Source organism: Paenibacillus algorifonticola (assembly GCF_000971975.1).
GTDB lineage: Bacteria > Bacillota > Bacilli > Paenibacillales > Paenibacillaceae > Pristimantibacillus > Pristimantibacillus algorifonticola.
The window spans coordinates 56338-71086 of record NZ_KQ040781.1 but is presented as its reverse complement, the minus strand read 5'-3'; the positions used below and the strand labels follow the sequence as shown (position 1 = coordinate 71086).

General features: G+C 48.1%; 11 protein-coding genes. 3 read left to right on the top strand and 8 right to left on the bottom strand.

The genetic code is table 11. The annotated features are described in order from the left end of the window. Window positions 1-11: 11 nt before the first annotated feature. The 7 genes from WH37_RS03870 to WH37_RS03840 form a co-directional block, all read right to left on the bottom strand. Entirely contained in the window at window positions 12-779 is a 768-nt protein-coding gene (locus tag WH37_RS03870; protein WP_074904952.1) for a family 43 glycosylhydrolase, read from the bottom strand. After that, a complete protein-coding gene (locus tag WH37_RS03865; protein ID WP_046229254.1) occupies window positions 748-2181 on the bottom strand; it encodes a family 43 glycosylhydrolase in 1434 nt (477 codons plus the stop codon). Before WH37_RS03865 ends, WH37_RS03870 begins: the two co-directional genes overlap by 32 nt. A gap of 144 nt (window positions 2182-2325) precedes the next feature. Continuing rightward, window positions 2326-3879 carry a type 2 periplasmic-binding domain-containing protein gene (locus WH37_RS03860; protein ID WP_046229253.1) on the bottom strand — a complete coding sequence of 518 codons (1554 nt, stop codon included), beginning with the start codon at window positions 3877-3879 and terminating at the stop codon, window positions 2326-2328. An 81-nt stretch (window positions 3880-3960) separates the two neighbouring features. Then, the gene (locus WH37_RS03855; RefSeq protein ID WP_046229252.1) at window positions 3961-4830 is read right to left on the bottom strand and encodes a carbohydrate ABC transporter permease; all 870 of its coding nucleotides are present in this window, start codon (window positions 4828-4830) and stop codon (window positions 3961-3963) included. A 27-nt stretch (window positions 4831-4857) separates the two neighbouring features. Further along, window positions 4858-5727: an ABC transporter permease gene (locus WH37_RS03850; RefSeq protein ID WP_082110642.1), complete on the bottom strand. Its 870-nt coding sequence runs from the start codon at window positions 5725-5727 to the stop codon at window positions 4858-4860. Window positions 5728-6600: 873 nt separating this feature from the next. Continuing rightward, window positions 6601-7044, bottom strand: coding sequence for a hypothetical protein (locus WH37_RS03845; RefSeq protein ID WP_046229251.1), 444 nt, complete (start codon window positions 7042-7044; stop codon window positions 6601-6603). 37 nt (window positions 7045-7081) lie between these two features. Further along, window positions 7082-7633: a pyridoxamine 5'-phosphate oxidase family protein gene (locus WH37_RS03840; RefSeq protein ID WP_046229250.1), complete on the bottom strand. Its 552-nt coding sequence runs from the start codon at window positions 7631-7633 to the stop codon at window positions 7082-7084. Window positions 7634-7805: 172 nt separating this feature from the next. Here WH37_RS03840 and WH37_RS03835 point away from each other — a divergent pair, with 172 nt between their 5' ends. Continuing rightward, window positions 7806-8408 (top strand): TetR/AcrR family transcriptional regulator, encoded by a 603-nt coding sequence (locus WH37_RS03835; RefSeq protein WP_046229311.1) that lies wholly within the window; start codon window positions 7806-7808, stop codon window positions 8406-8408. A gap of 95 nt (window positions 8409-8503) precedes the next feature. Here WH37_RS03835 and WH37_RS03830 read toward each other — a convergent pair whose 3' ends face one another. Next, window positions 8504-11269, bottom strand: coding sequence for an adenosylcobalamin-dependent ribonucleoside-diphosphate reductase (locus tag WH37_RS03830; protein WP_046229249.1), 2766 nt, complete (start codon window positions 11267-11269; stop codon window positions 8504-8506). 302 nt (window positions 11270-11571) lie between these two features. Here WH37_RS03830 and WH37_RS03825 point away from each other — a divergent pair, with 302 nt between their 5' ends. Further along, complete coding sequence (locus tag WH37_RS03825) at window positions 11572-13422, top strand: DEAD/DEAH box helicase (RefSeq protein WP_082110650.1); 1851 nt, start codon at window positions 11572-11574, stop codon at window positions 13420-13422. Beyond that, window positions 13415-14617, top strand: coding sequence for a YqhG family protein (locus WH37_RS03820; RefSeq protein ID WP_046229248.1), 1203 nt, complete (start codon window positions 13415-13417; stop codon window positions 14615-14617). Before WH37_RS03825 ends, WH37_RS03820 begins: the two co-directional genes overlap by 8 nt. The last annotated feature ends 132 nt before the right edge of the window (window positions 14618-14749 follow it).

Sequence of the window (14749 nt, the reverse complement as noted above, 5' to 3'; positions counted from 1 at the left end):
AAACCCTCCTATTATTCTGGTAATAGCTTCAGATCGAACGGTTTATCTCGATTGCAAATGAGAACGCCACCCACGACTTCCAGCTCGGCTGCTTGTATCGATGATCGCCTTGTTCCGTAGGTTGACTCTTCGTTACCGTTCGTTCTCTCGGGATGCGTGAAATAAAAGATGTACGCATGCTCACCTTGAACGACAACATCCGCATGAAGGCCGTTCGTGCCGTCATCCTCCCGGGAACCCGGTTGATCGAGAATAAGCCCGTTGCGTTCCCAATGAAGCAAATCATTGGAGCGGTATACGCCCTGTCCTCTCCACTCGTCCACGATCATCCAATAAAACCCTTCGAACCGGAATACGTTAGGCCCTTCATGCCAACGTCCCTCGATTACCGGTCCAATCCGTTTCCATTCGTACAAATCGCTGCTCTCGGCGGCATAGGTGTGATTGCTTTCCTTAAACCACATTCTGAACATGCCGTCCGGCATTTGATAAATGCAAGCGTCTATGATATTGGTGTCGCTAATCTTCAATTTGGATTGAAATGTCCACTTGATAAGATTCGAGCTTGTATAATGAAGCATATCCGCTTGGTGCCCCCAACGATCGGGCACGCCTCTTATATAAGAAACATACATATGGTAAGTACCCTCGTGCCAATAGATTTCCGGAGCCCAAAACGTATTTCTTCCCCATTCAATGTCTAACCCTTCTATCGTGCCTCTGTAACCTTCATCACGTTGTCCATGTTTATTTGCCCTCCTCTTGCCGTACGTTCCCATCAAGACCGTTGTAAATGAAATGACTAAATGAAGCCCTACCGCTTCCAACGGCATCCAAAGCGATTCTTAAACTTAAAAACTTCCCTAACACATTATTATGAAACCCGGACATCTCAAAGCCATGGTCCAGCTTCTTCCAATTAGACCCGTCTGAACCGTAATACAAATCGACGTCATGGGAATCGTTTACAATACGTAGCATGATGACATTTTCTAAAACTTCCGTATTCTCGGACCGATATTGATCGCGGAATGAAAACACATGCGTGCCGTTAAAGCCGACACCACATTGGAAGCCAGGCTTGTAGAACAGGCTTAAGCGACCTTCCGTATTTGCATCCAATTGAAGGGAAACGATAGCTTCATAGGCGTGATGGTATGGAATACATAACAAAGGCTCGACGATTTCAGCGGAAAGACCTTGCAATTCTAGTTTCCCTTTTCCGACATTGTAACCGGTCACGGTTGAACGGCCATAGAAATGCCAATGCGGCTTCAAGCGGTCTGACTCGAACCGGTCGGATAAAGCGATTTCTCCGGTCGATGGCAAATCGCTTACGCCAAGTTGCTCCGACGTTCGGAACCAGCCATCATCTTCCCATTGCACAGGCTCCATAAGCGTCTGTCTTCCAAGCGTCGCAAAGTTATTTTCATAAGCATGATATATGACGTGCCATTCTCCCTCGGGCGTATCCACAAGCGTTCCGTGACCTTTCGACCACCAGCGCTCCATGCGGTTCTCGGTTCGTACGATTGGATTATAGGGCGAGTTCTCCCAAGGCCCATCAATCGATTCCGATCTGGCCGATATAATCATATGGCTGGTTGCCGGACCAGCCGTTCCGCCTTGCGCGGACGTCATGTAGTAATATCCATTCTGATACGTAATCTTGGGCGACTCCAGATAAAAGCCTTCGGTCCGCCATTCGTTAGGGTAGCGCCAACCTTCATATACCTTCTCGAGCTCGCCGATCGTCGAGAGTCCATCGGCCGCCAACCGGATTCTGTATCCGTCAGACAGAAAGAGATAACGGCTTCCTTTCGAGTCCACGGCATGCCCGGGATCAATCAGACCGACGTGCAAATTAATCGGTTCGCTCCATGGGCCTGAGGGAGATTCCGCGGTTACGACCCAATTCGTACGCGCTGCCGGAAAATATATATAGAACTGGCCGTCATGCCAGATGATTTCCGGTGCCATAATACAACCCACATGCTGATGAACGGCATGTCCGATAGGCTCCCATACCGTTAAATTGCGGGAATGCCATACGAGCAGTCCCGGCATATAATCGAATGAAGAGTGGGTCATGTAATAGTCGTCCCCTACGCGTACAATGGACGGATCGGGATAATCGCCGGGAAGAATTACAATGGGAAACCCAGTATTGGATGGGGGCATGAGAAAGATCCTTTCTTTTTATCTCGAAGTTTAAACGTTTCGTGCCAAGACCAAGGGACTGCTCTGACCAATTGTCATCCCGAAGGCTAACAACCATCTCGGCAGTCCGATCCTATTACTGTTACATCACAATGTTACCAACCCTTATTTCGCAGTTTGACGTTCTTGATACACTTTAGTCGCTTCTTCCAGCATCTCTTCTCCGCCGGATTTCAACCAATTTTGTTTGAACTCTTCAAATGTTTTATCAATATGATCAGTTCCGATAATCGCTTTTACATAATATTCGTCTTGAAGCGGATTGAGCGTTGCGGAATATTTGGACTTTGCTTCCAATGGCGTCGGTCCTAGCAGATCCGAAATCGTTTCAATGCCTTCATTCAATGTTTCTCTGAATTCCATCTTTGCAGGGGAGAAATGGTATTTCCACATCGACAGACTACGCTCAACGAGCGGATTGTAGTAGCCACCGTAGCCCAATTCGAGCACCTTGTCGTTATTGCTCTTATAAGGCTCCAACGCCTCCGCCGCGCCGTCCTTAAGTTCATAGGAAACGCCTTCGAGACCAAACGCCGTCTTTAGATAAGCATCATCGTTGCTCACCAAGTCTTCAAGAATTTGCAAAATTTTAATCATTTTCTTCTCATCTTTCTCAACTTGCGCGCCGAATAGAAGCGGCACTTGCAATGCGCCGTTGGACATAGCCAGCGACTTGCCGGCAGGTCCAATCAAACCTTTGCCATAAACAGGCTCTATGCCGTTTGCCTTATTCGTCTCGATTTGGTTGAACAGATGATGGTACATATTGTGGTCGAGTATGCCGATTTTTTTGTTGTTCCACTTTTGCGTAATGGTATCGTTATTGTCCGTTAAGAACTCCGGATCAAGAACGCCGTCTTTATACCACTTCTGCAGAAGCTTCAACGCTTCTTTGGCCTGATCGGAGAGACCTCCCCACGTTACGGTCCCGTCATCGGCTAACATGAATTGATAAGGATTTACGCCGTAAGCCGCATAGATCTCGTTGAATTGCTGATTGCCTGTACCGCGGGTCGTAAAAGCGTACGTATCCTTTTGACCGTTGCGGTCCGGATCGTTGTTCCGGAACTTGTACACGACATCCTCGTATTCCTCAAGCGTCTTCGGGGCTTCGTTATAGCCGATTGCTTTCAACCATGCGCCGTTGTAAGTCGGAATGAATCCGTAGGAGCCGTTCAGCCATACGCGCGGAACGCCCCAGTTCTTCCCGTCATAAAATCCGATATCCCACGCATTCGGATCGACAGTTTCCACGTCCGCCGTGTATGTCGGCATATATTGCTTGATTTCGTCTACCGAAATGCTGGCGATTACGCCTTGTCTTGCGTAATTCACCATATCTCCTTCGCTAATATTGTGAGGAAAAATGTCGGGAATTTCGCCCGCCGACACTTTGACCTTGAAGTTCTCGTCGGTCGCTCTCATATTCACGATTTTGACGTTATACTTTTCCTCGACATACTTCTGAATTTCGTTGTCATCATTTGTCGGAATGCTCCATGTGCTTGGGTTGATTGTAAGTACAATCGTTTCTTCTTTGTCCGGCGCATTGCTCTGCGAAGGCGCGTTCGTTTCGCTGCCCGCCCCGTTCGAACAAGCCGTTGCAACCAATGTCATAGACAACATAGCCGCAACAATCAATCGTTTTCTGTTTTTCATTTCTTTTCCTCCCTTTTATGTGCCAATAAAATTTATTAAAACAAGGAATGATTGCATTTGTCATTCCCTGGATAAATCGCGCTAACCTTTAAGTGAGCCGATCATCGTCCCTTTAACGAAATATTTTTGCAGGAACGGATACACGATTAGAATCGGCAGTACGGCGAACATCACGGTAGCGGCTTTGATAGAAGTTTCATACTTGTAGTTCCCGACAACCGTGCTGCCGAATGTCTCTTTGTCCGCATTAAGAATAACGATTTCTCTTAAAAAAAATTGGAGCACTTGCTTGGATTGATCGGAAATGTACAAGACCGCGTCGAACCAAGCGTTCCAATGCCCGACGGCAGTCCATAACGCCAGCGTCGCCAATACGGGCTTCGACAGCGGCAATACGATCGTTACCAGAACGCGAATATCGTTCGCTCCGTCAATTCTTGCCGATTCCTCGACTTCCTGCGGAATAGACATGAAAAAGTTGCGCAATACGAGCATGGAGAAAGTCGGCACCAATCCCGGAATGATGTACACCCATCTGCTGTCCATCAAGTGCAGCTCTTTGATAAGCAAATAGCTTGGAATGAGGCCGCCGCTAAAAAACATCGTAAATAAAATGATCATCGTGTAGAAGGAGCGATGAGGCAACGTTTTGCGCGATAACGGATACGCGACCATGGACATCGCGACGAGCGTCAACAAGGTGCCGACCACGGTCCGAAAAGCCGAATTGCCGAAGCCCCACCATATTTTTTGCTGGCTCACAACCTGCTTCCAACTGAACAAGTCGATGTCTTTCGGATATAAGTGAAATCCCATGCGCGTCGATTCCGCCGGCCCGCTTAACGATACGGACGCGATATGAATAAACGGATAGATCATAGCAGTGCACAAGCCACATATAAATGCAATAAGTATAAACTGGAAAATATTTTCTCCAACTGACGATTTCATGATGTTCGCTCTCCTCCTGACGGCTCTTTACAGAACCCCTTCTTGTCCCATTTTTTTCACAACATAATTCGTGCCGAGCACCAACGTGATGCCAATAATGTTCTTGAACAAGCCGACCGCTGTCGTTAATCCGAATTGGCCGTTAACGATACCGGCTCGATATACGTAGGTGTCGATGATGTCGGAAACGTTGTATACAGTAGGCGAATACAAATTAAATATTTGATCGAAGCCCGCGTTGAGAATGCCTCCCAGCGATAAGATAAACATGATAGTAATTACTGGCAAAATAGATGGGATGGAAATATGCCTTATTTGCTTGAACCGATCGGCTCCGTCGATCTTGGCCGCTTCGAACAAGGTTGGATCGACCCCCGTTAACGCAGCCAAATAAATGATCGTGCCCCAGCCTATTTCTTTCCATATATTCGTTACAACCAGCGTTGATCGGAAGTAGTTGGAATCGGCTAAAAAGTAGATCGGATCGATGTTCACGAGCGACAATAAATAGTTAATCGGTCCATGGGTTGGCGAAAGCATCATCATGATGATGCCGGACAGGACGACCCAGGAAAAGAAATGCGGGATATACGAGATCGACTGGGCTACTCTCTTGAATAAGCCAAATCGTATCTCGTTCATCAATAACGCCAGAATAATCGGCGCCGGGAATCCAAAAATAATATTATAACAGCTAATGATGACCGTGTTTTTCAGAATTCTTAGAAAGTCTGGCGATTGGAAAAACAAAAATTTGAAATATTCAAATCCGACCCATTCGCTTCCCCAAATTCCGCGTATCGGACTAAAATCTTTAAACGCCAACTGGACACCGTATAACGGTCCATAATGAAAAATCGCGTACCACACCAATATGGGGAAAAGCATAAAAAACATATATTTATTTTTTTTGTATTCTCTCCAGGTATGGGTCCATTTTGACCTCTTAGGCCTAGGCGCTTTAAGGACGCTCTCCACATTTCCACTTTTCAAATCCAACAATCCTTTCCGCAATCATATTGACGTTATATTCGCCTATCGCGAATACGCTACCCGCTGTCTACCGTTTATTACCGCTTTCATATAATGTTGTTTTATTGGTTACTCAGTTGCGATTTCCTCCGGCAGCTGCAAATGCTCAGTCGGCGCTGCCAAGCTTCGGAGCTTGCATTCCAAATTTCGGATAATCAGCTGCGCTATCTCTTCCATATCCTCACCTGCTCTTTGGCTTCTCAACAAATGGTAGATATCGTAATTGCACTCAATCGCCTCGTTCCATAAGTAGAGATCGAATGCTTAGTCTTATTTTGCCCGCACCATAACGCCTTGAATAAGGCATAACGCTAGGAAAACGCCGAACACGATAGGCTCGAACAGTCATTTCATAAAAACCTCCTCATAAGCTGCAAAAAGGATGTCCTTCTTCTACACACAAAAAAGAAAGCGCTTTACTAATTCCATCATAATGAATTCTGGAGTTTGTGAGTATTCCACACAGTTAGGGAAATATGGACGATTCAGTGTCCTATCTAGCAACAAAATTTAATAACACTATTATCTGTCCATATTGGTATAAGTTTTATCCATATGAAAAGAAACGGACGTAGCAAACGAATCGCCTCAAACTCCTTGAAGGAGCCTGAGGCGATTCGTTCATTCTATTTATCTTGATTAACTTTTGTTGGAATAAGGACTTGGTTCCTTTATAAGTAGCAATTTTAGCGGATTTGTATGGTACTATGTTCTCGTCCCTCGACAAATTTGGCAAAACTATCTTTTGAGTTTTAATTTTCCGGTAAGTACGAATCCATCCTTCATGTTTATACTCATTAGGAATAGGTTGACACCACCGCCCATGAGCTCAATCAGCTGAACCAACAAAAATTTTGTGCCAAATTGACCTGTTGATGCCCACATATTAAGTAATATTGCGGACGGTATCATAATTAATACACCAATCAAGGCAATATAAGGCATTCGTTTCTTTTTCTTTTCAATAATCATTCCTTTCCTCCCCTTAGATATTTTGAAGCCCGTTGCCCCAGTTATTGCCATGGCCGGAATCAAAACGATCAATCCTGGTAGAACAATCAAACTTTTTAGTTTAGCGATCGTTTCATGACTACAGAATAAATCTACTATAATAGTAGAACTTAAAAAACTGGCGATACATAGAAAAGATATAATGCTAGCAAACGCATGTAGTTTCTTCATATATAAATCCCCTCATCTTTATAACAGACGTAAGATGCTATACCTGCCGCAGATAGTCTATTGATACAAATGGGTGCTTCCTCGATTGATCCATCCACGTGCCGTATAGAACATCTACTCGTATGCAAGGTTGTTTTTCAAGAGGTAAATATTCAGTAAATTCATACCCCAGCTTACTTCTTTGAGCTGCCAGTGCTTTTTTAAATTCCTCTTCGTCATTGATAACTTCGGCGATTCCTATAAATTGAAATGCCTTTGCCTGCTTTTTATTTTCATATCCCAGTAAATTATATACTGATAATCCAACCTGTGGATTTACAGTGATATTATGCAACTTTCTGGTGCCTGGAACAGAAAATAGGTAGAAGACAGGTCTGTATTCTTTATCTGCAACTGTGGCAAAATGCATAGCATGAATAAGTGGCCAATTTGTCGGAGTTGCTGTCGCCAGATTAGCAACCTCTTGTACTTTTAAAAAGTCCAAAATGTCTTGCCTAATTTCATTTTCAATTTCTTGTTTAACTAACTTAGGCATAAGATCTTTCTGTTCCAATCTGTTTTCAATCCACATTGATTTAATATCCCTCATAATCTGACCTCCAATAATTAAACTGTACTGTACAGTTTAATTATAATGAAGGAATTATTAACCGTCAATATTCTCTTTCTGCTTGCGAGCTAACATTTTCTTATTTGACGATAATGGTTTCAAATTTTATAATGAATTTAAAAATTTGCAGATTATACAGGGAGCGGTTTTTTTGAGAACCAAAAGTGAAAACAAGAGGAAAGCAATAATTGATGTAGCCTTACAATTGCTAAAGGAAAGTGCTTCATATGACGTATCCATGTCCGAAATCGCTGCGCGTGTAGGCGGTTCCAAAGCAACTTTATATAACTACTTTTCATCAAAACAAGAAGTATTTGTAGAAATGGTCAAACAGTCCGTTCAACCCGAATTAACCACAATAAAGTCCATATTGACAGAAAATGATGATCTTAAGACTGTGCTACAGAATTTCGGGGAACATTATTTGCATCAACGATGTAGTCCGGATACGATTGCCATTAACCGCATGCTAATTGCTGAGTCCACGCGCTCTGACATTGGGATTTTATTCTTTGAGGAGGGTCAAAGGAAAATTCTCGATATGTTATCCGCGCACTTTGAGAAAGAAATGGACGCTCAAAAGGTAAAAAAGAGGGATATAGGAATGGTTGTGTCACACTATATAGCCCTGATCGAATCAGAGCTAGTGGAAAAATGTCTATTCGGTATTATTGAAGATCCACCCGATGCTCAAATCAGAATGTTTGTTGAACGCGGTGTTAGTGTTTTTTTGGATGCGTATATATTAAACTAAGTTGTTCGTTCGTTAGGAGGATCTACAGAATTAATTGCCCCCACCTCTCAATGAGGCGGGGGCAATTGCTTCAAGACTTTCCCTATAAGGAATCGTTAATTACATCGGCTGTACCCGCAATTGCTGCACTGCTTGCAGCCTTCTATATTAATCAACGACGCTGACCCACAAGAAGGGCAAAGATCGAGCGAGCTTGCGCTGCTGCGTCTTTTTGCTGAGTCTGGAATGACGTTAGCAGCCGCTATTGATGCAGCTGTTGCGGATGAAACTACTTTTAAGCCCTTACTGGCTTCAGTTCCTTGAGCTGCTTCACGGCTTTCCTCTGACCGTTCCACATCCAACTGCTGCAGGTCAGCAGCCGCTATATGCTGCTCCAACGCCTTCGCCACAGCATCAGCAATCGATTCCACGCGGTTTGCGCCAAACCCAATCGCACCTGTGCCGCCGATCCCCTTCAAGTGCTTGATTAACAGCTCCACCTTATGACCATGATCGCCATAACGAAGGAAAAGCGAGCAGACGCGGCCCAGCGCTTCCGCCATGGCGAACACGTCGGAGCCAGCTTTGCCGACATTCAGAAAAATTTCGCCCGGCAAGCCGGAGAGATCATTGATCGTAATGTACGCCATGCCGAACGGCGTATTTACTTTGTAGGTGGCACCGCGCAGTACCTGCGGGCGATTTTTGTATGCTTTGTCCAGCGTTTTCGGACTAATAGCGGTTGTAGCTGTAGTTGTTATTGGGCCTGCTGCGTCCTGTACACTCTCAGCACTTGGAGCATCTTGAGAAGCCATTTCCTCAATAATAGCATTGGCACCATGATCATCCAATCGAGCAGCTTTATCCTCGCTACCCTCTCCTGGTGACGGCTGTAGCTCCACTTCCTTCTCTTGTTTTTTCTCCTTCTCATCCGTAGTCGACAGCACCTGCACATCCCTGCTGCCGTCGCGATAAATGGTCACGCCCTTGCAGCCAAGATCGAACGCCAACTCATAAAGCTCCTTCGTCTCTTCCACTGTAAAGTCATTCGGGCAGTTCGCCGTCTTCGAAATCGAGCTGTCCACCCAGCGCTGGATTGCCGCCTGTACCCGAATATGATCCTTCGCAGACAAGTCCATCGCCGCTACAAAATAATCCGGCAGCTCCTCGCCAGGATGCGAATCCTTCCACTGCTGGGCAATCGGAACGAGCTGCTTGTCATAGCCAAGCCTGCTTTGGCGAAAATATTCAAAGGCAAAATACGGCTCAATGCCCGTCGAGGTGCCGACCATCGTTCCCGTGCTGCCCGTTGGCGCCTGCGTCAGCACCGTTACATTACGAATGCCATGCTGCTCTACAGCAGCTCCAACCTCAGGATAGTGCGACGTCAAGCTTCGCATAAAGCCGCTTTGCAAAAATTTATCTGCCTCAAAGGCAGCAAAAGCGCCTTTCTCCGCCGCAATTTCCGTCGAAGCGAGATACGCCTCGCGGGCCATAAACCCATATAGCTTATCGAGAAAATCGAGAGACTCTGCGCTGCCATAACGGATTTGCAGCTTAATCAGCAGCTCCGCAAGCCCCATCGTGCCGAGCCCGACGCGGCGCTCGCGCTTCTGGTTCGCTTCATTTTCAGGAAAATGATACGGTGTGGTGTCAATGACGTTATCGAGAAAACGCACCGACCAACGCGTCACCTTCGCCAGCTCCTCCCAGTCGACATCATGCTGCTGCTCATTATAGAAACGCGACAGATTGACCGCTGAAAGATTGCAGACACCCCAGCCCGGCAGGCCCTGTTCACCACATGGATTAGTACTAGTAATCCGATTGAAATACCAGCTATTCGACATCTGATTATAATACTCCATAAAAACCACGCCGGGCTCTGCCGACTTCCACGCTGATTCAATTATCATGTGCCAGATATCACGGGCGCGGACCGTTTTGTACAAAATCACCTTTTTGCCAAGTGCCCGCCAAGCATCCAAATCCCCTGTCCAAAGCTCGTTGTACTGTGCATCCTTCGTATCGGGGAATACGAGCTCCCACTCTAAATCTTCCTTTACAGCTTTCATAAAAGCGTTGCTGACGCATACCGATAAATTCGCGTTCGTCACCTGGCCCATCGTCTGCTTGACTGTAATAAAATCCAGCACATCGGGATGCCAATCGTTGATCATCAGCATTAAGGCGCCGCGGCGGCTGCCGCCCTGCTCAATCAACCCCGTCGTATAGCTGAACAGACCGCCCCATGATACCGCTCCGCTCGATGCGCCATTTACCCCTGCTACAATGGCGCGGCGCGGGCGAAGCGACGATAGATTTATGCCAACGCCGCCCCCGCGCGCCATAATTTCCGTCATTTCCGTCAGCGTCTGCATAATGCCGCCACGGCTATCTGCCGGAGAAGGCAGCACATAACAGTTAAACAGCGTTAATTCCTCGCTGGCACCTGCCCCCGCTGCAATTCTGCCGCCCGGCACGAGCTTCCAGTCGTCCAAAATATAGCGAAAACGCTCCGTCCATTCCCCCCGCTTCTGCTCGCTGCCCTCGACTCCGGCCACCGCCTTCGCCAGACGATCCCACATTTCGTCCGGGGTCTGCTCAATGGTCAGCGTCAGCTTCTCAACTGCAACCGTTATACGCTCACCGTTTCGGAGCTTCACCTCCACCTGCTCCCCCTCACGGGCAACGATCTCTCCGACTTCCTTCGTCGGAAACTTCGGATCATCTTTTGTCAGCACCAGCACGATGTCTCCGGGCTTAGCGCTGCTGGAATCAGCATTTTTCCAGGCATAACGATCGAGAAAAATTTTCTCGCTGAGCCCCTCCAGCCTGCCGCTGCCTATCCTATTTTCCTTTAAGGTTTGTTTCTTCTCCATAAGTAACGCCGCCTCTCCTCACATTTGCAAAAACCCACCTATTTGCCCGCTAACACGGCGTCCCACAAATCCGATATATTGTGTCTAAATATCATTATAACATACTACATATTGTGTTTCTCCTTCATTTCCAGCCAAAAACGCCCAATTTTCTCGTTGGCCAAAGCCTGCGCTTTCCTTTGCTTGTCCTCACGCTTTTTTTGGCCCTTTCTTATGAATAGGCGATGAAAGGGCCATACTAGAAACAAAGATTGCAACCTACTCATTTTGTTCGATTGGACGATGAATGATTGGCTTTAACGATGAAAGGAGCTGCTCCCTTGTCTTTAGATAATAAACAACCGCTACACGGATCTTCCGCCGCTCCAGATGCTGCTCTCGTCACCCGCAAGCTTCATCCGCTCGTAGATTTGCAATATGACCGTTCCACCTTTGACGAGCTGCAAAACCGTATCGCCAAAAACGGGCCATGGGACGACTGGACATTATATCAGCTATCGATGGAGGCGGAGCAAGCAAAAAGAATTGAAAGCTTCGAGCAGCTGCAATGCTTGCGCAGTCTGCCGATGCTCGAACCGATGCCCCATCAAATCTCGACCGCGCGCAAGGTGCTGCATGAAATGGGCGGACGCGCCATTCTCGCTGATGAGGTGGGACTCGGCAAAACGATTGAAGCTGGGCTCGTGCTAAAGGAATACATCGTTCGCGGGCTCGTGCGCCGTACGCTCATTCTGGTGCCAGCCTCGCTTGTGCTGCAATGGGTGCGCGAGCTGAATCAAAAATTCGGCATTTCCGCCGTCGCTCAGAAAAAAGCCCACACATGGCATTATGACGTCGTCGTCGCTTCGATGGATACGGCTAAACGCGATCCGCATCGCGACGTCATTCTCGGTACCGACTACGATATGGTCATCATCGACGAGGCGCATAAGCTCAAAAACAAAAAAACGACCAACTACCAGTTCGTCACCGAGCTGCGCAAAAAATATTGTCTGCTGCTCACCGCAACGCCGGTGCAAAACAATTTGGACGAGCTGTACAATTTGATCACTCTGCTCAAGCCTGGCCAGCTCGGACGCCAAAGCGAGTTCGCCGCAAACTTCGTCGTGGACAAGCGTCTTCCGAAAAACGAGGAGCAGCTGCAAACGGCGCTGTCCAGCATTATGATCCGCAATCGCCGCGGCGACGGCGGCATTTCTTTTACGAAACGTTTTGTGAAAAATATTCCGCTGCAGCTGTCAGCTGACGAGCAGGCGCTTTACGACGCCGTGACTGCCTTCGTGCATGAACGCTACGATGAGAGCGGCCCCGACCTGAGCAGCATGCTGCCCTTGGTCACGCTCCAGCGCGAAGTTTGCAGCAGCCGCGATGCTGTCTTCCTGACTCTCGTCAATATGTTCAAAAAGACGGCTGAGGATTCACCCGTCCGCGCAAAAATATGGGAGCTCGTCGAGTTTATTAAAAAAATTGAAGCCAATACGAAGGCGGAGAAGGCGCTTGAGCTCGTGAAGGAAATGAACGATAAAGTTATTATTTTCACCGAGTATCGGGCTACGCAGGAGTATTTGCTGCAATATTTCCGTTCTCACGACATGATTGCCGTCCCTTACAGGGGCGGGATGAACCGCGGCAAAAAGGATTGGATGATGGACCTGTTCCGCGGCCGGGCCCAAGTATTGATTGCAACAGAGGCGGGCGGCGAAGGCATCAATTTGCAGTTTTGCCACCATATGATCAACTTCGATCTGCCGTGGAACCCGATGCGCGTAGAGCAGCGAATTGGCCGCGTCCACCGGCTCGGACAAACCGAGGATGTCAAGATTTACAACCTATGCACCCTCGGGACGATAGAAGAGCATATTGTGCATTTGCTGCATGAAAAAATTAATATGTTTGAGCTTGTGATTGGCGAGCTGGATCATATTTTGGAGCGTTTTGAGAAAAAGGATGGCTCGCTGGAGCAGCAGCTTGCCCGCATGCTGCTCGAATCAGGCGGCAGCGATACGGAGCTGCGCGAGAAAATTAGCGATCTCGCCTCCTCGATTACGCAAATTCGCGATGAGGTGCAACAAGGCCCTGAGCTGCAGGCAGGAACGCAAATAGTGTCACAAATGACGGCCCTTGGGCAGACGGTGGAGATTAGACATGAATGAGAAGCAGGTACACAAGTTTGTACAGCGATATTTGGAGGCGACGCAGTGCCAGGTTTTGGAGAAATCGCCCTGCCATTTCACCGTAAAACTGTCTCCTGATGCGGATCGGGAGCTGACGAACCGCCCCTACTACTGGAGCTTCGTTGACCGTACGAATGCCGCTCCCGAGACGATGACCTACCTGCTCGTAACCGACCGCGAAAAATATGACGCCGCTCAAGCCGGGACACTGCCCGCGCAGCAGCGCTTGCCGGGCGGCGCATTCGGGGCGGCGGGCACCGCAGCGGGCTCTATAGGAAGCGCAGGTGCAGCAGCGTTTCCCGGTGCAGCAAGCAGCGTGAGGCCTGATGCGGGCATAGGCCCCGCAAATACAATTGCAAGTCCAACCGTCCACGGTGATACGGCAGGTTTAGCATCAACCTCGACGGTGCCAGCGGGTTCTGGTTCTGCGGCGGCCGGCCCTGCCGAAAGTGCTGATAGCAGTGCCAGCACAGCGGCAGCCGACACGGGCCAAGCGGCAGCAGCTGATGCAGCGCTTGGCCGCTCGCTCGGCTTCGTGCACGGCAATATCAATCAGACGGGGCTGCGCATTCCGCGCGAGGAAATGTATTTCGGCTCGCGCAAGCTGGATCAGCTGTTTGGTGCGGCAAAATCGAAGGGCAGCTACGTCTTTCTTTTTCAAGAACCGGAACGCGGTGCCGCCTCGCCCTACAGCTCTACCCCTTACACCGCCTGGCTTGGCATCAATATGCGCGTGGAGTTCGCCTGCGACCGCAAGCGCGAGGAAATACACAGCTATGGCATTTCGCTGGCAACGGGGTATTGCACCGAGCAGTTCCATGATCGGCTTCAGCGCTTGAAGCTCACGCCACGCCTGCCCGCAAACATTCATCTGGCGAAAAATGGCCTTTCCTTTAACAAGGCACTGTCCATTATGGAGCAGGCGCTGGAACGCAAGCTGAAAAGCTACGATTATGAATGGGCAGGTGCCGCGACCGAGCGGCTAGAAGAGGAGCTGGAACGCATTCGGCTGTATTATGAGCCGTTAATCGAGCATGCGGCTGATGACGAGCTCAAACAAAGCGTACGGGAGCAATATGAACAGCGCCAATCGGAAATCCGCTGGCAATATGAGCCCCGCGTGACGGCTTCCGCCATTAACTGCGGTATTTTCCACCTGGAAGGTATTGAATAAACGAAGATCAGACCCGATCCGCACCATTGCGGCAAAAAAAGAACGGGACAGGCTGCCGAATGCCTGACACATTCCAACAGCCTTCTCCCGCTCCGCCTTTTATAATGAAGCTGCGAGTTAATAATAGGCAGC

What these genes read in the sequence shown, in the direction of transcription:
- WH37_RS03865 (WP_046229254.1), bottom strand. Translation starts at nt 2,181, where the DNA reads ATGCCCCCATCCAATACTGGGTTTCCCATTGTAATTCTTCCCGGCGAT.
- WH37_RS03840 (WP_046229250.1), bottom strand. Translation starts at nt 7,633, where the DNA reads ATGAGGGATATTAAATCAATGTGGATTGAAAACAGATTGGAACAGAAA.
- WH37_RS03825 (WP_082110650.1), top strand. Translation starts at nt 11,572, where the DNA reads ATGAAAGGAGCTGCTCCCTTGTCTTTAGATAATAAACAACCGCTACAC.
- WH37_RS03830 (WP_046229249.1), bottom strand. Translation starts at nt 11,269, where the DNA reads ATGGAGAAGAAACAAACCTTAAAGGAAAATAGGATAGGCAGCGGCAGG.
- WH37_RS03820 (WP_046229248.1), top strand. Translation starts at nt 13,415, where the DNA reads ATGAATGAGAAGCAGGTACACAAGTTTGTACAGCGATATTTGGAGGCG.
- WH37_RS03870 (WP_074904952.1), bottom strand. Translation starts at nt 779, where the DNA reads ATGGGAACGTACGGCAAGAGGAGGGCAAATAAACATGGACAACGTGAT.
- WH37_RS03850 (WP_082110642.1), bottom strand. Translation starts at nt 5,727, where the DNA reads ATGTTTTTTATGCTTTTCCCCATATTGGTGTGGTACGCGATTTTTCAT.
- WH37_RS03860 (WP_046229253.1), bottom strand. Translation starts at nt 3,879, where the DNA reads ATGAAAAACAGAAAACGATTGATTGTTGCGGCTATGTTGTCTATGACA.
- WH37_RS03855 (WP_046229252.1), bottom strand. Translation starts at nt 4,830, where the DNA reads ATGAAATCGTCAGTTGGAGAAAATATTTTCCAGTTTATACTTATTGCA.
- WH37_RS03845 (WP_046229251.1), bottom strand. Translation starts at nt 7,044, where the DNA reads ATGAAGAAACTACATGCGTTTGCTAGCATTATATCTTTTCTATGTATC.